17 protein-coding genes and 1 tRNA gene are annotated in these 18940 nt (G+C 67.6%); 12 read left to right on the forward strand and 6 right to left on the reverse strand.

Translation table 11 applies throughout. The features are described 5' to 3' along the window. On the reverse strand, nt 1-1095 hold the full coding sequence (locus AMYHA_RS22850; RefSeq protein WP_157362343.1) for a hypothetical protein: 1095 nt from the start codon (nt 1093-1095) through the stop codon (nt 1-3). A gap of 1473 nt (nt 1096-2568) precedes the next feature. Between AMYHA_RS22850 and AMYHA_RS27235 the strand changes: the two genes are divergently transcribed. The 4 genes from AMYHA_RS27235 (at nt 2569) to AMYHA_RS22870 (ending at nt 4117) form a co-directional block, all read left to right on the forward strand. Next, nucleotides 2569-2895, forward strand: coding sequence for a hypothetical protein (locus AMYHA_RS27235; RefSeq protein ID WP_157362345.1), 327 nt, complete (start codon nt 2569-2571; stop codon nt 2893-2895). Beyond that, nucleotides 2885-3223 (forward strand): hypothetical protein, encoded by a 339-nt coding sequence (locus AMYHA_RS28085; protein WP_231104866.1) that lies wholly within the window; start codon nt 2885-2887, stop codon nt 3221-3223. The genes AMYHA_RS27235 and AMYHA_RS28085 overlap by 11 nt, the downstream gene beginning before the upstream one ends. Nucleotides 3224-3343: 120 nt before the next feature. After that, on the forward strand, nt 3344-3724 hold the full coding sequence (locus AMYHA_RS28090) for an SDR family NAD(P)-dependent oxidoreductase (protein ID WP_231104867.1): 381 nt from the start codon (nt 3344-3346) through the stop codon (nt 3722-3724). Between the two features lie 326 nt (nt 3725-4050). Then, a tRNA-Ala gene (locus tag AMYHA_RS22870) sits at nt 4051-4117 on the forward strand. Between the two features lie 365 nt (nt 4118-4482). On the opposite strand, the gene AMYHA_RS26075 is transcribed toward AMYHA_RS22870, so the two are convergent. Then, a complete protein-coding gene (locus AMYHA_RS26075; protein WP_051400217.1) occupies nt 4483-5103 on the reverse strand; it encodes a hypothetical protein in 621 nt (206 codons plus the stop codon). 59 nt (nt 5104-5162) lie between these two features. Next, on the reverse strand, nt 5163-5660 hold the full coding sequence (locus AMYHA_RS22880; RefSeq protein WP_051400218.1) for an SGNH/GDSL hydrolase family protein: 498 nt from the start codon (nt 5658-5660) through the stop codon (nt 5163-5165). A 250-nt stretch (nt 5661-5910) separates the two neighbouring features. Between AMYHA_RS22880 and AMYHA_RS22885 the strand changes: the two genes are divergently transcribed. The 5 genes from AMYHA_RS22885 to AMYHA_RS22905 all read left to right on the forward strand — a co-directional run bounded on the left by AMYHA_RS22885 (nt 5911) and on the right by AMYHA_RS22905 (nt 11726). After that, entirely contained in the window at nt 5911-6819 is a 909-nt protein-coding gene (locus tag AMYHA_RS22885; RefSeq protein WP_034274460.1) for a bile acid:sodium symporter family protein, read from the forward strand. Continuing rightward, nucleotides 6819-8087 carry a PucR family transcriptional regulator gene (locus tag AMYHA_RS22890; protein WP_051400219.1) on the forward strand — a complete coding sequence of 423 codons (1269 nt, stop codon included), beginning with the start codon at nt 6819-6821 and terminating at the stop codon, nt 8085-8087. The genes AMYHA_RS22885 and AMYHA_RS22890 overlap by 1 nt, the downstream gene beginning before the upstream one ends. Before the next feature lie 107 nt (nt 8088-8194). Next, on the forward strand, nt 8195-9841 hold the full coding sequence (locus tag AMYHA_RS26080; RefSeq protein ID WP_051400220.1) for a zinc-binding metallopeptidase family protein: 1647 nt from the start codon (nt 8195-8197) through the stop codon (nt 9839-9841). After that, complete coding sequence (locus AMYHA_RS22900; RefSeq protein WP_157362347.1) at nt 9838-10329, forward strand: poly(ethylene terephthalate) hydrolase family protein; 492 nt, start codon at nt 9838-9840, stop codon at nt 10327-10329. The genes AMYHA_RS26080 and AMYHA_RS22900 overlap by 4 nt, the downstream gene beginning before the upstream one ends. A 200-nt stretch (nt 10330-10529) precedes the next feature. Continuing rightward, a complete protein-coding gene (locus AMYHA_RS22905) occupies nt 10530-11726 on the forward strand; it encodes an FG-GAP repeat domain-containing protein (RefSeq protein ID WP_084037448.1) in 1197 nt (398 codons plus the stop codon). A gap of 56 nt (nt 11727-11782) precedes the next feature. Here the strand turns inward: AMYHA_RS22905 and AMYHA_RS26085 are convergent, their stop codons facing one another. Together AMYHA_RS26085 and AMYHA_RS27240 are read right to left on the reverse strand one after the other, a co-directional pair. Next, nucleotides 11783-12736 (reverse strand): extracellular catalytic domain type 1 short-chain-length polyhydroxyalkanoate depolymerase, encoded by a 954-nt coding sequence (locus AMYHA_RS26085; RefSeq protein WP_051400222.1) that lies wholly within the window; start codon nt 12734-12736, stop codon nt 11783-11785. 4 nt (nt 12737-12740) lie between these two features. Further along, nucleotides 12741-12980 (reverse strand): hypothetical protein, encoded by a 240-nt coding sequence (locus AMYHA_RS27240; RefSeq protein ID WP_157362349.1) that lies wholly within the window; start codon nt 12978-12980, stop codon nt 12741-12743. A 115-nt stretch (nt 12981-13095) separates the two neighbouring features. Between AMYHA_RS27240 and phaZ the strand changes: the two genes are divergently transcribed. After that, on the forward strand, nt 13096-13893 hold the full coding sequence (gene phaZ, locus AMYHA_RS22915) for a poly(3-hydroxyalkanoate) depolymerase (RefSeq protein WP_231104868.1): 798 nt from the start codon (nt 13096-13098) through the stop codon (nt 13891-13893). Nucleotides 13894-14027: 134 nt separating this feature from the next. On the opposite strand, the gene AMYHA_RS22920 is transcribed toward phaZ, so the two are convergent. After that, a complete protein-coding gene (locus tag AMYHA_RS22920) occupies nt 14028-15224 on the reverse strand; it encodes a helix-turn-helix domain-containing protein (protein WP_051400223.1) in 1197 nt (398 codons plus the stop codon). A gap of 144 nt (nt 15225-15368) precedes the next feature. On the opposite strand from AMYHA_RS22920, the gene AMYHA_RS22925 reads away from it, so the two are divergent. Further along, nucleotides 15369-16862: a long-chain-fatty-acid--CoA ligase gene (locus AMYHA_RS22925; protein WP_034274469.1), complete on the forward strand. Its 1494-nt coding sequence runs from the start codon at nt 15369-15371 to the stop codon at nt 16860-16862. After that, the gene (locus AMYHA_RS22930; protein ID WP_034274471.1) at nt 16859-18544 is read left to right on the forward strand and encodes a PHA/PHB synthase family protein; all 1686 of its coding nucleotides are present in this window, start codon (nt 16859-16861) and stop codon (nt 18542-18544) included. Before AMYHA_RS22925 ends, AMYHA_RS22930 begins: the two co-directional genes overlap by 4 nt. Nucleotides 18545-18940: the final 396 nt, after the last annotated feature.

An 18940-nucleotide genomic window follows, 5' to 3' on the forward strand; every position in this document is an offset into this window, starting at 1 on the left:
TCACGGCCGCCACGTGCCGTGCCGACCCATGAACGGCTTCAAGTCTTCGTTCGACGGTTCGGGTGGGGTCGGGGCGACCGCGCGGGCGGGCAGCGGATTGATCCGCTCGGCCTGCGCGTCGATCGCGTCGGCCCATTCGAGAGCCAGTAGGCACTGCGCGCTGTCGAGGTCCTTCGCCTCCAGACGGATGGCGTCCGCGTACTTCCGCAGCTCGGACGCACGCCGCCACGCTTGAGCCTGGTCGAGCATCTCATTCAGGAGGAAGCGGTCACGGTATGCCTCACCGGCTCGTTCCCTAGCCTTGTCCCATTCGTGGCGCCGTCGCTCCAGCTCCAACAACCGCGCTTCCTCCCGACGTTGTGTTTCCGCCCGAGCGGCGACGCTCGCCGCCAGCCGAAAGAGGATCTCTTCCACGATGCGCGGGAGCACCTGTTCCAGTCGCTGCTGCTCGGTGTCGCGCCATGAATCCGCCCAGAGCGTCCCGAACCGCCCCTCCAGCGTGATCGTCAAGTTCTCGTCTGGGACATCGTCGAAATCCGGGAAGAGGTAACCGAGGCGAGCACGCTTAAGCTCTCGCGCTGTCGGTTCGTGCCGCACCTGTATTGTGCCCTGCTCGAACCAAAGCCGGACCTCGTCAGGTTTGATGGCAAACACCAGCACGTCGTGGTGGAGGTCATGCCGCGATCGTTCGCGGCCCACGCGTGCTCCGAGCTCCGCCTTGACCGAGATCCCTTCGGACTCCCCGCCGCGTACGAGCGCATCCACCAGCCGTAGCGCCCGTTGGCGCGGCGCGCCATCGACCTGGAAGGCCTCGCTGTCATCAAGCTGCTGCGCAGCACCCGAACATTCGGCAGCCTTGGAATCTCGGGTGCGCAGTGCGAGCCGATGCCAATCGGGCACACGCTCCAGCCAGGCTCGACCGCCACGAGTTTCGCCATCGACATCGGGACGAAATGCGATCCGTTTCCCTTCCGGTACGCGACCATCACGTTCGGCGTCGTGCACTCGGCGTCGGAGTAGCCCGATCTTCTCCGTCGGGATCGCCACGCCTGCAGTGCCGGCGTCCGCGAGTTCGCCGACGAAGCGCTCCGTCACACCCGGCTTAAGCCGCATCGTTCTCGGACGCGTAGACGCCGATCCCTTCCCTGCAGCAACCTCATCGCGCGAAGGCTTTGCCTTCGCAGTGGGTCGGACTTGCACTGTGCGCTTGTTCGAAGGTTCAGCGTCCCGTTGGTAGGTGCCGTGTTCGAGATAGTAGACACCGGCTGGCTCGATGGTAGCCACCCACGAAGGGCCATGGCCCTGTACATGAATCAGACCGCGATGCTGGAGCGCACGAGCCGTGACCCGATGCGACCAACCCTCGTAAACACCACTCGGACAGCCGTCCCGCACCCAAGCAAGCACCCCAAGCTGGGTGGGATTCAGCGAAGCATCACGCGAAACCATGAAGCAATCATGCCGGACCACCTTCCAATCGCCATGCACACGAGCCGACTGCCTAATGCGATCCGTGACGGCGCCCCAGCTTATGGTCCAGCCGGACACAAGCCCGACTGGTAGATCGCGGTTGTCAGCAGACACAGAGAAGGCGGAGGTGAAGAAAATTCGCAAAAACGCCAGTTCGATGGGAGCAAATTGAGAGCAGCGAGCCGAGCGGCGCGAAATGGGCTGTTTAGTTGGGCCTCACTAACCGCGCGGACGGCGCATGGGTTCGGGACCAAGCGGCTCGAGCAGCCCGCATATTCGGCGTCGGTATTCGATTTCGACGAGCGGCTTTGTCCAGGATGCTCGTCGGCTCGCACGGAAGCGAACCAGGGATTCCACACGGCGCCGGGCAACCAGTGCAAACGCCTCGGCGGTTGGCGACGAACGTCAAGCCGCCTAGAGTAGAGGTCTCGCCACGAACGGGAGGGACGACGCATGGGCTGGCGGACGCGCGCGTTCCTGGACGGCGCTGGTGCAATCATGGATCTGTCTGGCAGCCGGTTCCATATCAAGCGCACCCGGTCGGTCGCGCATTTGCGGCAACGTGCGGGAACGCTGACTTTCAGAGCTGGCTTACCGCAGCATCATGGCGCAGAGCCCGGGAGTTCAGTGCCGCTTCGCGAAGCGGCTCAGTCGGTTGACGCTGACATCAATGTCTCGTCCGTCAACGTGGCGCTGAACCGTCTGCTGGACTCTGGGGACGCGCCGACGGCAGACCTACTGCACCGAGTCTACGAGTCCCTCAGCCATATCCGCCGCCAAACAGGCGGCTGGCAAGAACTAGAAGGCGGAAACTGGGATGTCCTGATCTCTTTTCTGGAGACGACGGATAACGTCCACGGAGTACTATCCGACTCTCTTCGCTCACGCGATCGATGGGATCAGCTTAGGCGCGCGTACCGAAAGTACCTCCAGGACTCTCGAGACTCCACGCCGGATCCCGCTATCTGGACAACCCAGAGTCGGACTCGGTGGAGCTTTCAGCAGACGGAGTTCAAATCCGAGTATGTGCACGACAAGTCGGCTGGGTGGCTTGTGCACATACCCAGCCTCAGCGGCCGGTTGCGAACCCTGAACCGCATGGAGCTACCAGACCAGCTAGATGAGAGCCGACGGAAGTTCCTGTTTGAAGTCGCAAGCCTGGCTGGTCGCGGCATTCAAGTTCCGACTAAGGCCGTTGGCGTCGAGACCGCCCGACAGATCAGCCTGATACTCGCGCGTTGCACGGCCTCTGCTACGTCAGAGGTAGACGAGGCCATTAGCCGGTTTCGCAGCGACCCTTCTTCGTATGAGAGCGCGCTGCTTGTCGTGAACATGAATCGCCTCTGCCTGCACGAGATTAATGAACTGCTGGTCGGCGTCCACATCGAATCGCCGCCAACGGAGGTGGACCACCGTGACCACTAGCCAGGATGTCGCAGGCCAGTTACCCCAAGATCCTGTGGCACCTGCTCTCACCAAGCCGACACCGCCCCACCTTGATCCGCATGTGCCGCCGCAGGAACGGCACGTCATGATGTGCGACCGTCAGGAGCTCCTTCTGTCGTGGGCAGGGCTTGTTGCCGCACTCTTGGTGACTGCCGCACTAATCGCTGTGTCAACTGTTGTGATTCTCGCTGGTCATGGATGGGAGGGCACAGTCATCGCCAGCGTCGATGTCGTCGGCCTCGCGGCGGTGTTTATCGCTTCCGGTCGGCGCGGCGGACCGAACCCAAGTGCCGATACCGCGCAATAGTTGTGACGTCGCAATGCTGCACTTCACCGGCGCTCGACGCCCAGGTCCACCCCGTCGCCGCCAACTGGCCATCGAAGACGGCTTCCACCGTCTCGTCGCCGCTCACACCGGCGAGTTCGGGTGCCTCTACCTGCTCGTTCTCAACGCCGGCGTCGGAGCGTCCGGCACCATCGCCGAGCTGCCGATGAAGACTGTCGGCCTCGTGCACAATGTCAACTTCCGCGCCCCGTACCTGCTGGTCCGCGAGCTCCTGCCGCTGCTACGCAAAACTGCGATGGAGGGCCGCAACGCGGCGCCAAGATCGTCCCCCTGTCGTCCATCACCGGTGTCGCAAGCGAAGCCCAGCTGGCCGCTTACGCCGCCAGCAAGGCCGCGCTCATCTCTCTTTGCGAAACCCTCAACCTCGAAGAATCCGGCAACGGCGTCTCCGCCACCGCCGTCTCCCCCGGATACGTCGACACCGACATGGCTACCTGGAAGGAAGACCAGATCTCGCGCTGACATGCTGCCCGCCAGCGACATCTCCGAACTCGTCCGCGCTGTCAGCCGCCTGTCCGCCAACGCCGTCGTCCCGAACATCGTGCTGTCCCGATGCGGCGGCCAGCTCTGGCGCGCCTGACGCAGCGGCGTGAACGCCAAGTGATGCTGACCGGATTGCGGCTGGGCACTCCAGCCACCTCCCGCTCCTGTCCGATTCGCCCAGAAAACACTGCGGCAGGTGGAGCAGAACTGGAGCGCAGCTACGTTCGCAACTGCGCTCAACAGCGGTAGACTGCACCATACGGCAGCGTACGGCATCGCATGATCTTGCGGGTCGACGTTTCCGCAGGTCAAAGGCATGATCGGTCCACACTGGCAGTGTGGGGGTCACGGGTTCGAGTCCCGTCAGCTCCACCCCTGAAGATGTTGGAAGAAGCAACCCACGACCAGCGGAAACGCGGTTGTGGGTTGATCTTGCTCCAAGGTCCATAGTGGACTTTATGCACCCGAACTGGAGCAAAACTGGAACAGCGCTGCCGACGACGCGAAATGTGGTCACAGCGCCGCTCCACCAGATATGTCCGTTTCACATAGTTTATCGGTGCGTAGCCAGCTGGCGCCGCTCGAGGCGCAGCCCGGTTCATCGCGGTGACGTCTCACCGCAGCACGGTGAAGGTGTATCTGGGCCGGCCGCCGAGGTTGCCGATGGCCGCCGGGTCGCCGACGCTTCCAGCAACGGGTCCACCCGGCCCAGTCGGATCGCATCCGGTCCTCTCGGATCAGCTCAGAAAGGGCGGGTTGAAGACGCACGGGATCGGCCGCGCGTTCGCCGGATCCAGCGCGTTCAGCGTCAGTTGCGCGGCAACCCGGCTCGTGGCTATCGAGACGTGGTCGCTCAAGTCCTTGGCGCAGTAGTCGGACACCCGGTGGTTGCTGGCGTTCGGCGCCTGCTGCCTGCCGCTGGAGTTGGGCAGCACGACCTCCTCGAGGAACCCCTGGATGTTGGTGTAGACCACGCCGGGCACCGTCGAGGTGCCGCCCGCGTTGAGCTTGACGAAGAACTCCGAGCCGCGCCCGAAGTCCTTGCACGCCTGGCAGACAGACCCGAGGAGCCAGCCCAGCCCCGGCGGCAGGCTGTTCGCCAGCCGGGTCAGCAGGCCGTGCAGCAGGATCACCGGCTCCGGATGCGCCTCGCTCGGTTCGCAGCGCCAGTCGTTGGCGCCGAGCGGTGCTGTGTTGGGGTCGAGCCCCGAGAACGGGTCTGCGAAGAACCCGCCGGCCAGCGACCACGTGACCGGGAACTCCGGTGCTTCCTCGGCCGCGGCCGACGGCACGCCCAGCGCCCCTCCAGCAGCGACGAACGCCGCTCCGATGACCCGTCCACGTTCCTCCCATGTCAATCCCTCTCCACGGCGGCCTGGCGGCCATTGCCTCTGTCCGCCAGGCCGGTCAACTGCTCTTACTGGTCAGTTCCGGCGATCGCGGCCGCGATCGTGGCGCCGGCGGCCGCCATTCCCTTCGCGTTGGGGTGGTAAGGCGCGGCGGCGGAGGTCGGCACCAGGCCTTCCATCCACTTCTCGCCGTAGCTCGCGCAGGCCCCGTGGGCCGCGCTGGGCGTGCGGATGTCGACGAAGCGCGCGCCGTGCGCGGCGGCCTGATCGGCGAGCATCGCGTGCAGCCTGTCCCAGGTGGCCTGCAGATAGTCGGCGTCGACGCCCCAGATCGGGTCCTTGCCGAAGCAGCCACCCGGCTGGAAGTAGGTGGCATAGCTGACGACGAAGATCTCGGCGTCCGGGGTCAACGGCCCCGCGGCCGAGGAGTCGCCGAGCGCGACGTACTTGAGGGTCTCCCCCGCTTCCGCCGCCGCCGCCGGCGGGCCGGCTACCAGGCCGATCGTCGCGGTCATGATCATCGCCGCGGCCGCGGCGAGTGCCCGTCGGCTGAGCCCGATCCTCATCTGCTGTTCTCCACCCGTGTGATCCCGGTAAACGATTCCCTGATGATGCGTCACCACGCCCGGGTGCCGGTATAGGACAGCTCCTCAGATCCGAGCCGCGGGATTGGTATGCGTGACAAGGGGCGGCTGAGCTGGCTCAGCGCAGCAAATGCGGGCGCGCGATTTGTGCTCGGTGACAATGACAGCCGCCCCTGTGCCACCGACACTTCTTGCAGCTCGGCCTAGTCCCGCCACCGAAGGAGAGCCGAACATGCAGGGAAATCCGCTCATAGACCTCGGCCTGCCGATCGCGCTGTTCCTGATCATGATAGGCATCGGTCTGTCGCTGACCTCGCGCGACTTTGTTCGAGAAGCCAAAGATCCGCGAGGCGCCCTCCTCGGTTCGATTGGCCAGATCGTGTTGATGCCCGCCCTGGCGTTCCTGATCGCGCTGGCGCTGTCCCTGCCCCCGGCGATCGCGGTCGGACTGGTGATCATCGCGGCGTGTCCGGGCGGCACGACGTCCAACCTGATCGCCTATCTGGCGCGGGCGAACGTCGCCTTGTCGATCGTGCTCACCGTGCTGGCCAGCCTGGCCACCATCGTCACCCTGCCGATCGCCGCCAACCTCGCGCTGAAATGGCAGCCGGCCGCGTCGGACGTGCCGATCGAGGTGCCCGTGCTGCGCACCATCGCGCTGCTGATCGGGATCGTGCTGGCGCCCGTCGTGATCGGGATGGTCATCCGCGCCCGGTGGCCCGAGCGCGCGGCGGCGCTGGAGAAGGCCGTGTCGCTGTTCGGCGGCCTGGTGCTGGCCGTGCTGATCGTGGGTATCGCCGCGTCACTGGGCGACCAACTGTGGGGCTTCCTCAAGGCCGCCGGTCCGGCCACCATCCTGCTCAACGTGGGCGGCCTCGCCCTCGGCTTCGGCATGCTGACGCTGGCGCGCCTCCCGTTCGCCACCGCCCTGACCGGCGGCATCGAGATGGGCATCAAGAACGCCACCCTCGGCATCCTGATCGCGGTCAACGTGATCGGCATCGATGAGATGGCGGTTCCGTCGGGCATCTACGGCCTGCTGATGTACGCCTCCGCGGTCGCCGTGGTGCTCTACGGCCGCAAGCGGACTCCGGTGAGCACCCCCGGATCTCCGGAGCCGGAGAAGGTGGCCGAGAGCTGATGGCGGCACCGGTCACGGGCGACCGGGCGCTGTGGATCGGCGGCCGGCCCCTGCACGAGCGGCTGTCCGCCGAGCTCCCAGCGCTGGTCAAGTCGGTGCTGCGGGAACTGGTCTCCCGGATCCCCGCCTACCGGCATCTTCCGGCAGAGGAACTCTCCGGGGACATCAGCCGCGTCATCCGGCAGAACCTGCAGTCATTCATCAGCGTGCTGCGTTCGCGGTCCCTGCCCGCCGAGACGGATCTCGCGTTCCTGCGGGAGTCCGCCGCCCGCCGCGCCGATGAGGGCATCCCCATCGACATCGTGCTGACCGCGTACCACGTCGGCGTCCAAGTGATCTGGAACGCGCTCGCGCCGCAGGTGGAGGCCGCGGACGTGCCCGTCGTGATGGAGGTCAACACGCTGATGCTGCGCTACCTGGAACTCGTCACCCCGACCGTGGCGGCGGGCTACCTCGAGCAGCGGCGGACGATCTTCGACGACGAACATTCGGCCCGGCAGACGCTGCTCTCCGCGCTCCTGGAGGGCAGGCCCGCAGGCGACGCCGCGGCGCAGGCAGGACTGCGGCTGGCACCCGGTTACGTGGTGCTGGCGGTGGCGATCGCCCCGCACCCGCAGGAGAACGAGCCAGGCCTGGATACCGGCGTGGTCGCGCGCCGTAAGCTGCGCCGCCTGCGCACGGAGCTGGACCGGCGGCTGCGGGAGCCTGCGCTCTCCTCACTCACCACCGAAGGCGGCACCATCGTGATACCCCTGGCCGCCGCGCCGGGCCAGGGAGCCGACGACTGGGAGTGGGCGCGGATCCGCAAGGTGGTTGCGGCACTGACGACGGCGGCCGGGGTGGAGGTCGCCGCCGGAGCGACCACGGCCGCGCCCGAGCAGGTCGCCGCCGCCGCGCGAATCGCCCAGGAGGTCCTGGACGTGGCCGCCGCCAAGGGTCACACCCGGGGTGTGTTCCGGCTCGAGGACGTCCTGCTGGACTACCAGCTGTCCCGGCCGAGCCCGGCCCGGGACCGGCTCGCCCGGCTGCTCGACCCGATCGGCGACCAGGAGGAGCTGCTGGCCACGCTCCGCACGTACCTGCGACTCGGGGGCCGGCGGCAGGCCGCGGCAGAGCTCCACGTGCATCCGAACACCGTCGACTACCGAATCCGCCGGATCCACCAGCTCACCGGCCTGGATGCCACCCAGCCGGCTGACGTGAGCATTCTCGAAGGGGCTCTCGTGGCCCGGCGCGCGCTGCGCGAACCGGCAGGTGATCCTCCATAGGCACAACGGTGCCGCGCACGCACTTGTGCACCGGACCAACCTCGTCATCCGCGACCTGATCGGTCGATTCCCTAGCACCTCCTCGTACACGCACCGCAAGGAACACCATGGAGCACACGCTCTCCCGCCGCGGATTCCTCACCGGGACGGCCGCGACCCTCACCATCACCGGCATCGGGCTCGGCTCGCGCCCGGCAGGAGCGTTCCCCTTGCTCGGTGGCCTCAGCCCAGCGAGCAGCGTCGACCCGTCCCAGCTGCCGTCGGCGGGAGGCTTCCAGCGCGAGGTCCACAAGATGGTGCGGCTGGGCCCCCGCCTGCCGGGCACCTTGGCTCACGACCGCTTCGTCGACCGGCTGGACGCCGGGTTCCGCACCGCCGGCCTCTCAGTCACCCGCGACACCCACCACTTCGAGCGGTGGCTGGCCAAGGACTTCGCGCTGGAGGTTGTCGCCGGCAGCCGCGCCGGGGCCGTCGACGTCGCCTCCTACTACACGTACGCGGGCCAGACGCCCCCCGAAGGTGTCGTCGGCCCTCTGGCCTACCTCGGGCCGCTGCCGTCGCTGGGCATCACCGGCAACGGGACCGACATCCAGACCGTCGCCGAGTCGCTGAGCGACTTCACGGCGAATCTGCCGGACGCCGTCCGCGGACTCATCGCCGCCGTGCCGGGTGGTGTCGCCGACAAGATCGTCGTGATGGACGCGGTCGTGCCGCCGCTGCCGCTGGGAGCGATCTACCCGCTGCTGACCTACGCGCACGACCCGGACGGCACGATGTCGCCCGCCCACGACTTCAAGCGGATGTTCACCACGCTGATCACCCTGCCCGTGCTGACCCCGTTCAAGGAGGCCGGCGCGGCGGGGGTGGTGTTCATCCTCGACGCCTCCCCGGAGAACGCCCGCGGCCAGTACACCCCGTTCATCCACGGCTACCAGGACCTTCCGGCACTGCTGGTGGACCGGGTCGCCGGAGCGGGCCTGCGCACCGCGGCCGCGGACGCGTCGACCGCCCGGCTGACCCTGGTCGCGTCCCGCACTCCCGATGTGCCGTCCGACAGCCTGATGGCGGTGCTTCCCGGCAGCGGCCCGCGGAAGGACGAAGTCATGATCGTCCACACCCACACCGACGGCCAGAACGCCTTCGAGGAGAACGCGGGCATCGCGCAGGTGGCCCTGGCGCGCTACTTCGCCCGCAAGAAGCTCGACCGCACCCTGGTGTTCAGCAGCGTGACCGGGCACTTCGCCGCCGAGCTCCCCGAGACCCACGGGTTCATACACGACCATCCCGAGATCATCGACCGTGCGGTGGCGAACCTGACCCTCGAGCACCTCGGCGCCACCGAGTGGCTGGACAACGCCCGCGGCTACTACCCCACCGGGCTCGAGGAGCCCGCGGAGATCTTCCACTCGCTCACCCCGATCACCGCCAGCGGGATCGAGTCACTCCAGGCGACCGACCTGCGACGCACGCTGCTGCTGCGCGCGATCGGCCCGTTCTTCTTCGGCGTCGGCGCCGGGCTGCACGCCCAGGGTATCCCCAGCCTGGCCTACATCAGCGCCCCGAACTACCTCCTCGCCCTGGACGGCAAGAACGGCCACCTCGACAAGTTCGACGCCGCCCGGATGCGGCAGGAGACCCTCTGGTCGGCCGACGTGCTGCACCGCCTCGACCAGGTCGACGCCGCGCTGCTCCGCGCCGGTGACGCCGCGCTCTACGAAACGCTCCCCCTGCCCGCGTTTCCCCCGGAAGGATGATGGTCGCCGAAGACCAGCACCCCGGCAGCGTGTTCCACGGCAAGATCGACGAGACCAAGGTCGGCGCTGCGGGACACTCCCAGGGCGGCGGTGCGATCGCCGCGGGCGCCGACCCGATCGTCGACGCCACGATTCCGATCCAGCCCGGCCCACAGGGCACAGTGTCCGACCTCAAGGGACCGGCGTTCTTCGTCGCCGGCCAGTTCGACTGGATCGTGCCGTCGTTCTACGTCCAGTTGCGCTACTCCGAGGCCGGCCATGTGCCCGCAGTGTTCGGCGAACTGCGCGGTTCGGACCACTTCTTCCCCGGCGACACCCGGATCCGGCTGGCTGGAGCCGTCACCGCGTGGTTCCGCTTCCACCTGGCCGGCGACGAGAACGCGCGCGGCATCTTCTTCGGGCCGACCGCGAGCTGCGGCATCTGCACCGACACCCAGGCGTGGTCGAAAGTCGCCCGCAACGCCAAGGCACAAGCCATCCCCGGCTGAATCCACGCCCCCACGGCTCAGCCGCCCGTCACCATGAGGAGAGGTGACGGGCGGCTGTCTCTTTTCCGGCTGGAATCACGATGCGGGTTGATCTTTGATTCGTCACAACACCGCCGAGATTATTTCGTTCAGGTCACCACAAACGATCTCGTGATCCTTCGTTGAACCAGGCGTACCCGTAATCTCCAGTTGGGATCGGAATGACGAAAAAGCGATTCTCAGTGCTCCGTAGCACCTGCGTGCTACTCACTGCCGCGCTCGCCGGCGGCCTGACGGTCAGCGGCGCCGCGCACGCGGCTCCGGCCGCCATCTCGTTCGCACCCGCGACGTTCCACGCCACCGGCGAGGACGGCTCGGCCAGCCTCGACAACAACGGCACAGAGTCGGCCGATTTCGATCGCGACGGTCACATCGACGTCGCGCTCGTCGCGCCATGGCAGGACAACAAGATCGTGGTGATGTACGGCGACGGCACCGGCGACTTCAGCAGCCCACAGACCATCACGATCGGAGACTCCAACAACAACGTCTACGTGGGTGACTTCGACGAGGACGGCTGGACCGACATCGTGGTCACCTCGGAGTCCCTGGTGTCCGTGCTGCTCAACGACGGCGGCCGCGAGTTCCACGCCGGTGATACCTACGACCTGCAGCAGTCGCCGTTCCAGCAGGCAGGCGACACCCTCGACTCCGACGGCGACGGCACGCTCGACCTCGCCCTCAATACCCCGGATGGGATCAAGGTGCTCTTCGGCAACGGCGACGGCACCTTCGCCATGGGGCCGCTGACGACGCCGCCCGGCAGTTCGTCTGGTGGCATCGTGTCGGTGGACGCGGCCGACCTCAACAACGACGGCATCGTCGACCTGGTCGCCGGGGACGCGGGCAGCCAGCTGGTGTTCGCGCTCCTCGGCGACGGGACCGGGAGCTTTGCCACGTCCTCGACGAAGTTGGTCCCGTTCGAGCCGACCACAGTGCGCGCGGGAGACCTGACCCGCAGCGGATGGGACTCGGTGGTCGCACTGCCGGAGTCCAGCCCACCCGGCGCGACCGCTGCGGTGCTGCTCAACGACGGCGCCGGCAATCTCGACTCGCCGACCTACTACGACGCGGGGGTGGCGAACCCGGTGGGAGCGCTTGGCGACTTCAACGGCGACGGCGACCCCGACATCCTGTCGGTGAACACGGTCAGCGGTGACCTGGTCGTACTCGCAGGCGTCGGCGACGGCACATTCGTGGAGGCCGGGAAGTTCGCCAGCTCCAGCGGCGCACAGACCCCCACCATCGCGGACTTCGACGGCGACGACCGCGCGGACATCGCGGTGCCCGCGGACTGCCCCGACTCCTTCAACTTAGAGGACGAGATCTGCCTGGCGTCACTGCTGAACCAGTCGTGATCGCGCGAAAGGCGCCGGCCGCACCAGGGGCCGGCGCCTTTCGCCGTGTGCCGGACTCAGCCGCAGCCGACGCCGGGGCCGCCGCGCTTGTGGTCGAGCAGGAAGTCCAGCATCAGCCGCTGGAGATTGAGCCCCTCGTCCTCCGAGAGCAGGAAGCCGTTGACCAGGTGCTCGTGCGGCGAGGTCAGGAAGTGGCCCAGCTCGCAGGCTTCGTCGGCGGTGGTGTAATGCTCGACGGTCAGCGGCAGCGGGCCCAGGTCGGTATCCACCACGACCGGCTCGGCGCTGGACGGAAGCCGCGAAACCGAGCCGTTGTCCTCGCCGTCGTCGGCGAAGTCGTCGGTTCCCAGCCACTGCAGCATGTTCGCCCGGCCGATCGGGTAAATGCTGATCTCGTCCGTGGCCCCCTGCAGGATCCACGCGGGCATCGGGCGAGCCCGCTCACCCATCTCGACAAAGGCGGCCTCACCTGAGGGGTCGAAGGCGTAGGGCGCCCCCGCCGACGGCGCGATCGCGGCGTACACGTCCGGGTAGGCCGCGCCCATCACCGTCGACATCGCCCCGCCCGCGGAGTACCCGCCGACGTACACGCTATCGGGGTCGACCGAGAGCTCGTCGATCAGCGACGTCGTGATCCCACCGATGATCGACGCCTCGCCCTGATCGCGGTGCTGGTGAGCGTCCTCGAACCAGTTCCAGCACTGGCTGGCGTTGGCGTCCTCGGATTGCACCGGGTAGGCGAGCGTGAAGCCCTCCTCCTCGGCGACCAGCGCCAGCGCGTGGCCCGCCTCCATGGTCAGCGGGCCGCCGCAGCCATGCAGCCAGACCATCAGCGGGTTGTCGTTGGCGCCCGAGTTCGGGACGTAGAGGAAGTAGGTGCGGGTGCCGGCATCGTTGGTGTAGGTCCGCTCGACCATCTCCCCCGGCGGCGCGGACTGCGCGGCGACGGACGTGCCGGCCGGTATCAGCGCGACCGCGAGTAGGGCAGCGAGGAACAGGCGACGAATCATGGTTTCACTCCTCTGTTCCGTGCCGGTCCTCGGCACGCTTTACGGCGTCGGTCAGGCCGGCGTTGCGGATCACGACCGCGTCCCAGACCCGCCCGCCCGGCGACGCTACGCCTTGCGTGATCGGTTTCACAACACGAACTGCTCGGCACACGTCACGAACCGTTGTGAAATATCTCAGCGAATTACCAGAATTCTTGAGAAAGCTCCCAAGCTGTTGTTCACCATACTGTTCGGTGTTGTCCATGCTGGTTTCCCGGAGCCTTTTGTGCGAATGTTTGGTGACAACCTCAACGAGTGAGGAAGCCGAGTTTTCGATGACGAAGGCAATGCCGCCGCAGGCGTTTCATACCCGAAGCCGGATGATCGACGTTGACGGACAGCGGCTGCGGGTGGCGATCCGGGCAGGCGCGGACGACCGGCCGCCGCTGGTGCTGATGAACGGCATCGGCGCACCTTTGGAGGTTTTGCAACCCTTCGTCGATGAGCTGGATCCCGCCTGGGAGGTCATCCGGTTCGACGTCCCGGGCATCGGCGGCTCGCCGTTGCCACCACGGCCGTATCGCTTCCCGTCGCTGTCCCGGATGGTCGGGCAGATGCTGGACGGGCTCGGCCACGACACCGTCGACGTCCTCGGCATCTCCTGGGGTGGCGGCCTCGCGCAGCAGTTCGCGTGCACCGAGCGCCGCCGCTGCCGCCGGGTGGTGCTGGTCGGCACGGGGGCGGGGATGGCGATGGTGCCCGCGCGCCCCCGGATCCTGCTGCGGATGGCCACGCCACGGCGCTACCGCGATCCCGAGTACCTCCAGCGGGTCGCCGGCGAGCTGTACGGCGGCAGCATGCGCACCGACGGCGAGCGGACGGTCGAGTTGATGCACACCGCGATGCGGGGCGGCCAGCTCCGCGGCTACGCGTTGCAGCTGGCCTGCGGCGCCGGCTGGACCAGCGCACCGTTCCTGCCGCTGCTGCGGCAGCCGACGCTGGTGCTGGCCGGTGACGACGACCCGATCATCCCGGTGGTCAACGGCCGGTTCCTCGCCGCCCTGATCCCGAAGTCGCGGCTGCACATCTACCCCGGCGGGCACGTCGACCTCGCGGCGAAGCCGGACCTGCTGACCCCGCTCATCGAGGACTTCCTCAGCGAGGACGGCCATGCCTGACGGGCCATCCGCGACCGGATGATGCGAGTGGCGGGCATACCCGACTTCGACACCGAGGTGGCCGCCGTCGCGCGCGCGTTGCGTCCTGGCACCGGTGAGGTGGTGTTGGATCTGGCTTGCGGACTGCGGGCTGTTCAGCGCCTTCCTCCGGGCCCGATTCGGTGCGCTTGCATCGCGAGATAGATCTCGGCGGCCTCTGCGGGCTGCGCCAGATTGCGGCCGGTGAGCTCGGTGAACCGGTTGAGCCGGTACCGAACGGTGTTGCGGTGGCAGTGCAGTCGCTCGCCCGCCGCGGAAGGCTCACCTTTGGCGGCGAACCAGGCATCCACGGTGCCCAGCAGCACCTCACGGTCTCGGCCCGGCAGCTGCAGAACCGCTCCGAGCACCGCCTGAACCAGTTCGGCAGCGGCGTCGGGCGCGCTGGCCAGCAGGATCGGGATCGACGCCTGGTCGTAGCGGATCACCTCGCAGCTGCCCTCGGGCGCGGCGGCGACGGCAAGCCGCGCCTGCCGGGCGGCCTGGTGCGTACCGTCCAGGCTCGAATACGCGGCACTCACGCCAACCGGCGCGGTGGTGTGCGTCCGCAGGTAGGAACACAGGTCGTCGAGCGGCACGCGCTCGGTCAGCGACACCACGCCGACGTGAGCGTCGCGCTCGACACGCCACGCCGACCGCACGCCCCGCCACGCCAGCGCACCCTCGACCCCGGGAACGGCCTCCTCGGCCGGGCTCGCCGCGGCGCACACGACGGTGAACGTCCCATGGTGTGGCAGCCGCAGCATCGCGGCACAATCGAACAGCCGCGCCCCCTCGAGCAGGTCCCCCGCGAGGAGCGCATCAAGGGCGGCGTCCCGTGCCCGCGCGTCACGACGCATCTGCTCGGTGACCGCATCCTGGTACGCGGCGGTCAGCGCCTGCGAGTAGTCATCGACCAGACCCCAGACGTCGGTGGCCAACTCGAGCAGCGCCTGCGCGGCATCCGGGTCCTGCCCGGCGACCTCGATGAGCTTCCCCCACACGTAGCCGGTCCCGATCCGGTACGCGCGCAGCACCGCGGCCAGCGGCATCCGCTGCTCGGCGCGTTTCCTGCCGGTCTCCCCCGGCGCCGCGAGTCCGGGCCCCTTGACGCCGGCGAGTTGGCTGAGGATCGCGACCATGTTGTGCCGGTTGGTGGCGCGCAGGTCGGCGCGGCTGACCAGGTCACCGTCGCCGTAGGCCGGCTCCTCCTTCTCGATCAGCACGGACACCCCGTCGGCCAGCTCGTCAACACGGCCGAGCAGCGCCCGCGCAGCGGACACGACGAGGGGATGGGGGTTCAACGCCGAGCGCACCCATCCAGGGTAAGTCCGGAACCTTGATTGTGCACCAGCACAACGCGCGCCGTGACCGACCTGTTCCCGCGTCCATTGCTCCAAACAGCCCATCAGCGGAAGGTTTTCCCCAGGAGCCAACCACCCGGAAATCGGAGAGCCGCCATGAACATCACGGACAATCTTGTGCAGACCGCCAAAAGCCACGGCGACCGGGTTGCTCTGAAACTGGACGACATCGAACTGACCTACGCACTGCTCGAGGCGTCGACCCGCAAGGTCGCCGGGCTGCTGCGCGAGCACGGCGTCGAGCCGGGCGACCGGGTCGGGGTCATGCTCCCGAACGTGCCGCACTTCGCCGCGCTTTTCTACGGGATCTTGCGGGCAGGCGCCGTGGTCGTTCCGATGAACCCGCTGCTGAAGGAACGCGAGGTCGCTTACTACCTCGGCAACTCCGGCGCGAAGGTGCTCTTCGTGTGGGAACTGTTCGCCGCCGAGGCCGAGCCGGGAGCGCGGATCGCCGGCGCGGAGACGATCGTCGTGGACCCCGTCGAGTTCATGGCTAAGGTGATGGCGGCACAGTCGGTGGACGAGGTCGTGGAGCGCGCGGACGACGACACTGCGGTGATCCTCTACACATCAGGCACCACCGGCCAGCCCAAGGGCGCCGAGCTCACCCACGCCAACCTGGACCGCAACATCGAGATCTGCGTCGACGACATCCAGCACCTGACCGAGAACGACGTGATGTTCGGAGGGCTGCCGCTGTTCCACGTGTTCGGCCAGACGTGCGGGCTCAACGCCTGCGTGAAGGTCGGCGCATGCCTGACCCTGCTGCCCAAGTTCGACCCGGCGAAGGCCCTAGAAGTGCTGCAGCGGGACAAGGTGACCGTGTTCGGTGGCGTGCCCACCATGTACGTGGCGCTGGTCAACCACCCCGAACGCGACTCCTACGACCTGTCGTCGCTGCGGCTGTGCGTCTCCGGTGGGGCCGCGATGCCGGTCGAGGTGATGAACGCGTTCGAGGCAGCTTTCGGCTGTGTCGTCCTGGAGGGCTACGGGCTGTCCGAGACGTCACCGGTGGCGTCGTTCAACTTCCCGGACAACCGCCGCGCGGGCTCGATCGGCACCCCGGTGAACGGTGTCGAGTTCACGATCGTCGACGGCGACGGCAACGAGGTCGCAGACGGTGAGGTCGGCGAGATCGCCATCAAGGGCCACAACATCATGAAAGGCTACTGGGCCAAGCCGGAGGAGACCGCGAAGGCCATCGCGGACGGCTGGTTCCACACCGGCGACATGGGCCGCAAGGACGCCGAGGGCTTCTACTTCATCGTGGACCGCAAGAAGGAGATGATCATCCGCGGCGGCTACAACGTCTACCCGCGCGAGATCGAGGAGGTCCTGTACGAGCACCCGGCGGTCGGCGAGGCCGCGGTGATCGGCGTGCCGCACGACGAGCTCGGCGAGGAGATCGCCGCCGTCGTGGCCGTCAAACCCGGCGCCGAGACCAGCGCCGAAGAACTTCGTGAGTACGTCAAAGCCAAGGTCGCAGCCTACAAGTACCCGCGAATGGTCCGACTGGTCGATGAACTGCCGAAGGGACCGACCGGGAAGATACTCAAGCGCGAGATCAAGCTGACGGGAGCACCGGCATGACCCGCGCAGAAGAAGCCGTCCAGCTGGCGGCCCCGCTCGACACGCTCCTCATCGAGGCCGCCCCCGGCCCCGCGCAGCGTTTCCTTCCGGACGCCTCCACCGCCAAGTTCCTCGGCAGGCTGGCCAGCAGACCGCGCACGTCCGCGCGAACGCTCGGCACACTCGCCGCGGAGTACGGCCGAATCGTCACCGGCCGCTCCAGCACCAAGCCACACCCGAAGGACCGCCGGTTCACCGACTCCGGCTGGAAGACCAACCCGTTCCTGCAGCGCCTGGTGCAGGCCTACGTCGCCACCGGCAAGACCGCCGAGGAATTGATCGACGCCGCCGATCTCGATTGGCGTGACGACACGCGCGTCCGGTTCCTGACCTCGAACCTGATGGACGCCATCGCGCCGAGCAACGTGCCGCTGGTCAACCCGATCTCCGCCCGGGTGGCCGTCGACTACGGCGGCCTGAGCCTGGCGCAGGGCGTGGTCAACTTCGTCACCGACATGCGCTCCGCCCCGCGGATCCCCAAGATGGTCGACGGATCGAAGTTCACCGTCGGCGAGAACCTCGCGGTCACCCCGGGTTCGGTGGTGTACCGGTCCGAGGTGTTCGAGCTGATCCAGTACACCCCGCAGACCGAGCAGGTGCGGACGGTCCCGATGGTGCTGGTGCCGCCGACGATCAACAAGTACTACTCGGCCGACCTCGCGCCCGGGCGCAGTGTCATCGAGTACCTGGTGCAGAACGGGCTGCAGGTGTTCGCGCTGTCCTGGCGCAACCCCCAGGCCAAGTACAAGGACTGGGGCCTGCCGACCTACGTGCAGGCCGTGCTGGACGCCATGGACGCCGCTGAGCGGATCACCGGCTGCGGCCGCGCGCTGATGGCGGGTGCCTGCTCCGGCGGCAGTATCGCCAGCGTCACCGCGGCATACCTCGCCGCGACCGGCAAGCTCGATCGGGTTGCCGCGTTCAGCCTGCTGGTCACTGTCATCGACAACACCAAGGCGGGCGAACCGGCGGCGTTCGCGAACCGGCCGGCGGCCGAGGTCGCCAAGGCGATGTCGCGCCGCAAGGGTTACCTCGACGGCGCCAAGCTGGCGGAAGGATTCGCGTGGCTTCGGCCCAACGACCTGATCTGGGGCTACTGGATCAACAACTACCTCTGCGGGAACAAGCCGCCCGCGTTCGACATCCTGTACTGGAACTCCGACACGACCCGGATGGCCGCCCAGCTGCATGCCGACTTCATCGACATCGGCGTGGACAACGCCCTCGCCCAGCCCGGCGGGGTCAAGGTCAACGACGTACCGATCGACCTGTCGACGATCGACGTGGACTCCTACGTGCTGGCCGGGATCTCCGACCACATCACCCCGTGGCAGAACTGCTACCGCAGCGTGCACCTGCTCGGCGGCGAGACCGAGTTCGTGCTGTCCCGTAGCGGGCACATCGCCGCACTGGTGAACCCGCCGAGCAACCCGAAGGCGAAGTTCCAGCTCAACCCGAAGAACCCGGTCGACCCGCAGGAGTGGCTCGCGGGAGCGACCACCGAAGAGGGTTCGTGGTGGCCGCACTGGGTCGAGTGGCTGGCCGCGCGCGGCGGCCCGGAGCGACCGGCTCCCCGCGCGTTGGGTGGCGGCGGGCTGGAGCCGCTGTGCGACGCCCCCGGCACCTACGTCTTCGAGAAGTAGCACCCACGACGTGACGCCGCGCTCGGTCAACCTCCTCGTGACAGTCCTTCTCGTCACCGCGGTCGCCGGGGCTCCCGCGGCGACCGCGGTGACCCTGCCGTCCGCCGCCGAGGCGACACCACCGCAGGACGACCCGTTCTACACGCCGCCAAAGGGCCTCATTGTGAACGTCGTTTATTCAACCCCTGACCCGCGGGAACGCGGTCGGGGGTTGATCTTGTTTCGGCGTCCATAATGGACTGCGGACACCCAAAATGGGAGCAAACTGGGAGCACGCGTCTGCGTCGGCACCGAAATGGGGTCAGGTTTGCTCCCAATGACTGGCTAGTCGTCTCGGCTTGCGGGGATGGGTGTGTCGAACACGTCGACGACGGCCGTTTGCGAGCGGCCACGCCT

Origin of the sequence: Haloechinothrix halophila YIM 93223, from assembly GCF_000504245.1 — a bacterium.
Classification (GTDB): domain Bacteria; phylum Actinomycetota; class Actinomycetes; order Mycobacteriales; family Pseudonocardiaceae; genus Haloechinothrix_A; species Haloechinothrix_A halophila.

Bases quoted from the DNA above. Each gene is read 5' to 3' on its own strand.
- AMYHA_RS22885 (WP_034274460.1), top strand. From the start codon at position 5,911: ATGCAGGGAAATCCGCTCATAGACCTCGGCCTGCCGATCGCGCTGTTC.
- AMYHA_RS22905 (WP_084037448.1), top strand. From the start codon at position 10,530: ATGACGAAAAAGCGATTCTCAGTGCTCCGTAGCACCTGCGTGCTACTC.
- AMYHA_RS27235 (WP_157362345.1), top strand. From the start codon at position 2,569: ATGGAGCTACCAGACCAGCTAGATGAGAGCCGACGGAAGTTCCTGTTT.
- AMYHA_RS22925 (WP_034274469.1), top strand. From the start codon at position 15,369: ATGAACATCACGGACAATCTTGTGCAGACCGCCAAAAGCCACGGCGAC.
- AMYHA_RS22930 (WP_034274471.1), top strand. From the start codon at position 16,859: ATGACCCGCGCAGAAGAAGCCGTCCAGCTGGCGGCCCCGCTCGACACG.
- AMYHA_RS22880 (WP_051400218.1), bottom strand. From the start codon at position 5,660: ATGAGGATCGGGCTCAGCCGACGGGCACTCGCCGCGGCCGCGGCGATG.
- phaZ (WP_231104868.1), top strand. From the start codon at position 13,096: ATGATCGACGTTGACGGACAGCGGCTGCGGGTGGCGATCCGGGCAGGC.
- AMYHA_RS26085 (WP_051400222.1), bottom strand. From the start codon at position 12,736: ATGATTCGTCGCCTGTTCCTCGCTGCCCTACTCGCGGTCGCGCTGATA.
- AMYHA_RS27240 (WP_157362349.1), bottom strand. From the start codon at position 12,980: ATGGACAACACCGAACAGTATGGTGAACAACAGCTTGGGAGCTTTCTC.
- AMYHA_RS22890 (WP_051400219.1), top strand. From the start codon at position 6,819: ATGGCGGCACCGGTCACGGGCGACCGGGCGCTGTGGATCGGCGGCCGG.
- AMYHA_RS22900 (WP_157362347.1), top strand. From the start codon at position 9,838: ATGATGGTCGCCGAAGACCAGCACCCCGGCAGCGTGTTCCACGGCAAG.
- AMYHA_RS26080 (WP_051400220.1), top strand. From the start codon at position 8,195: ATGGAGCACACGCTCTCCCGCCGCGGATTCCTCACCGGGACGGCCGCG.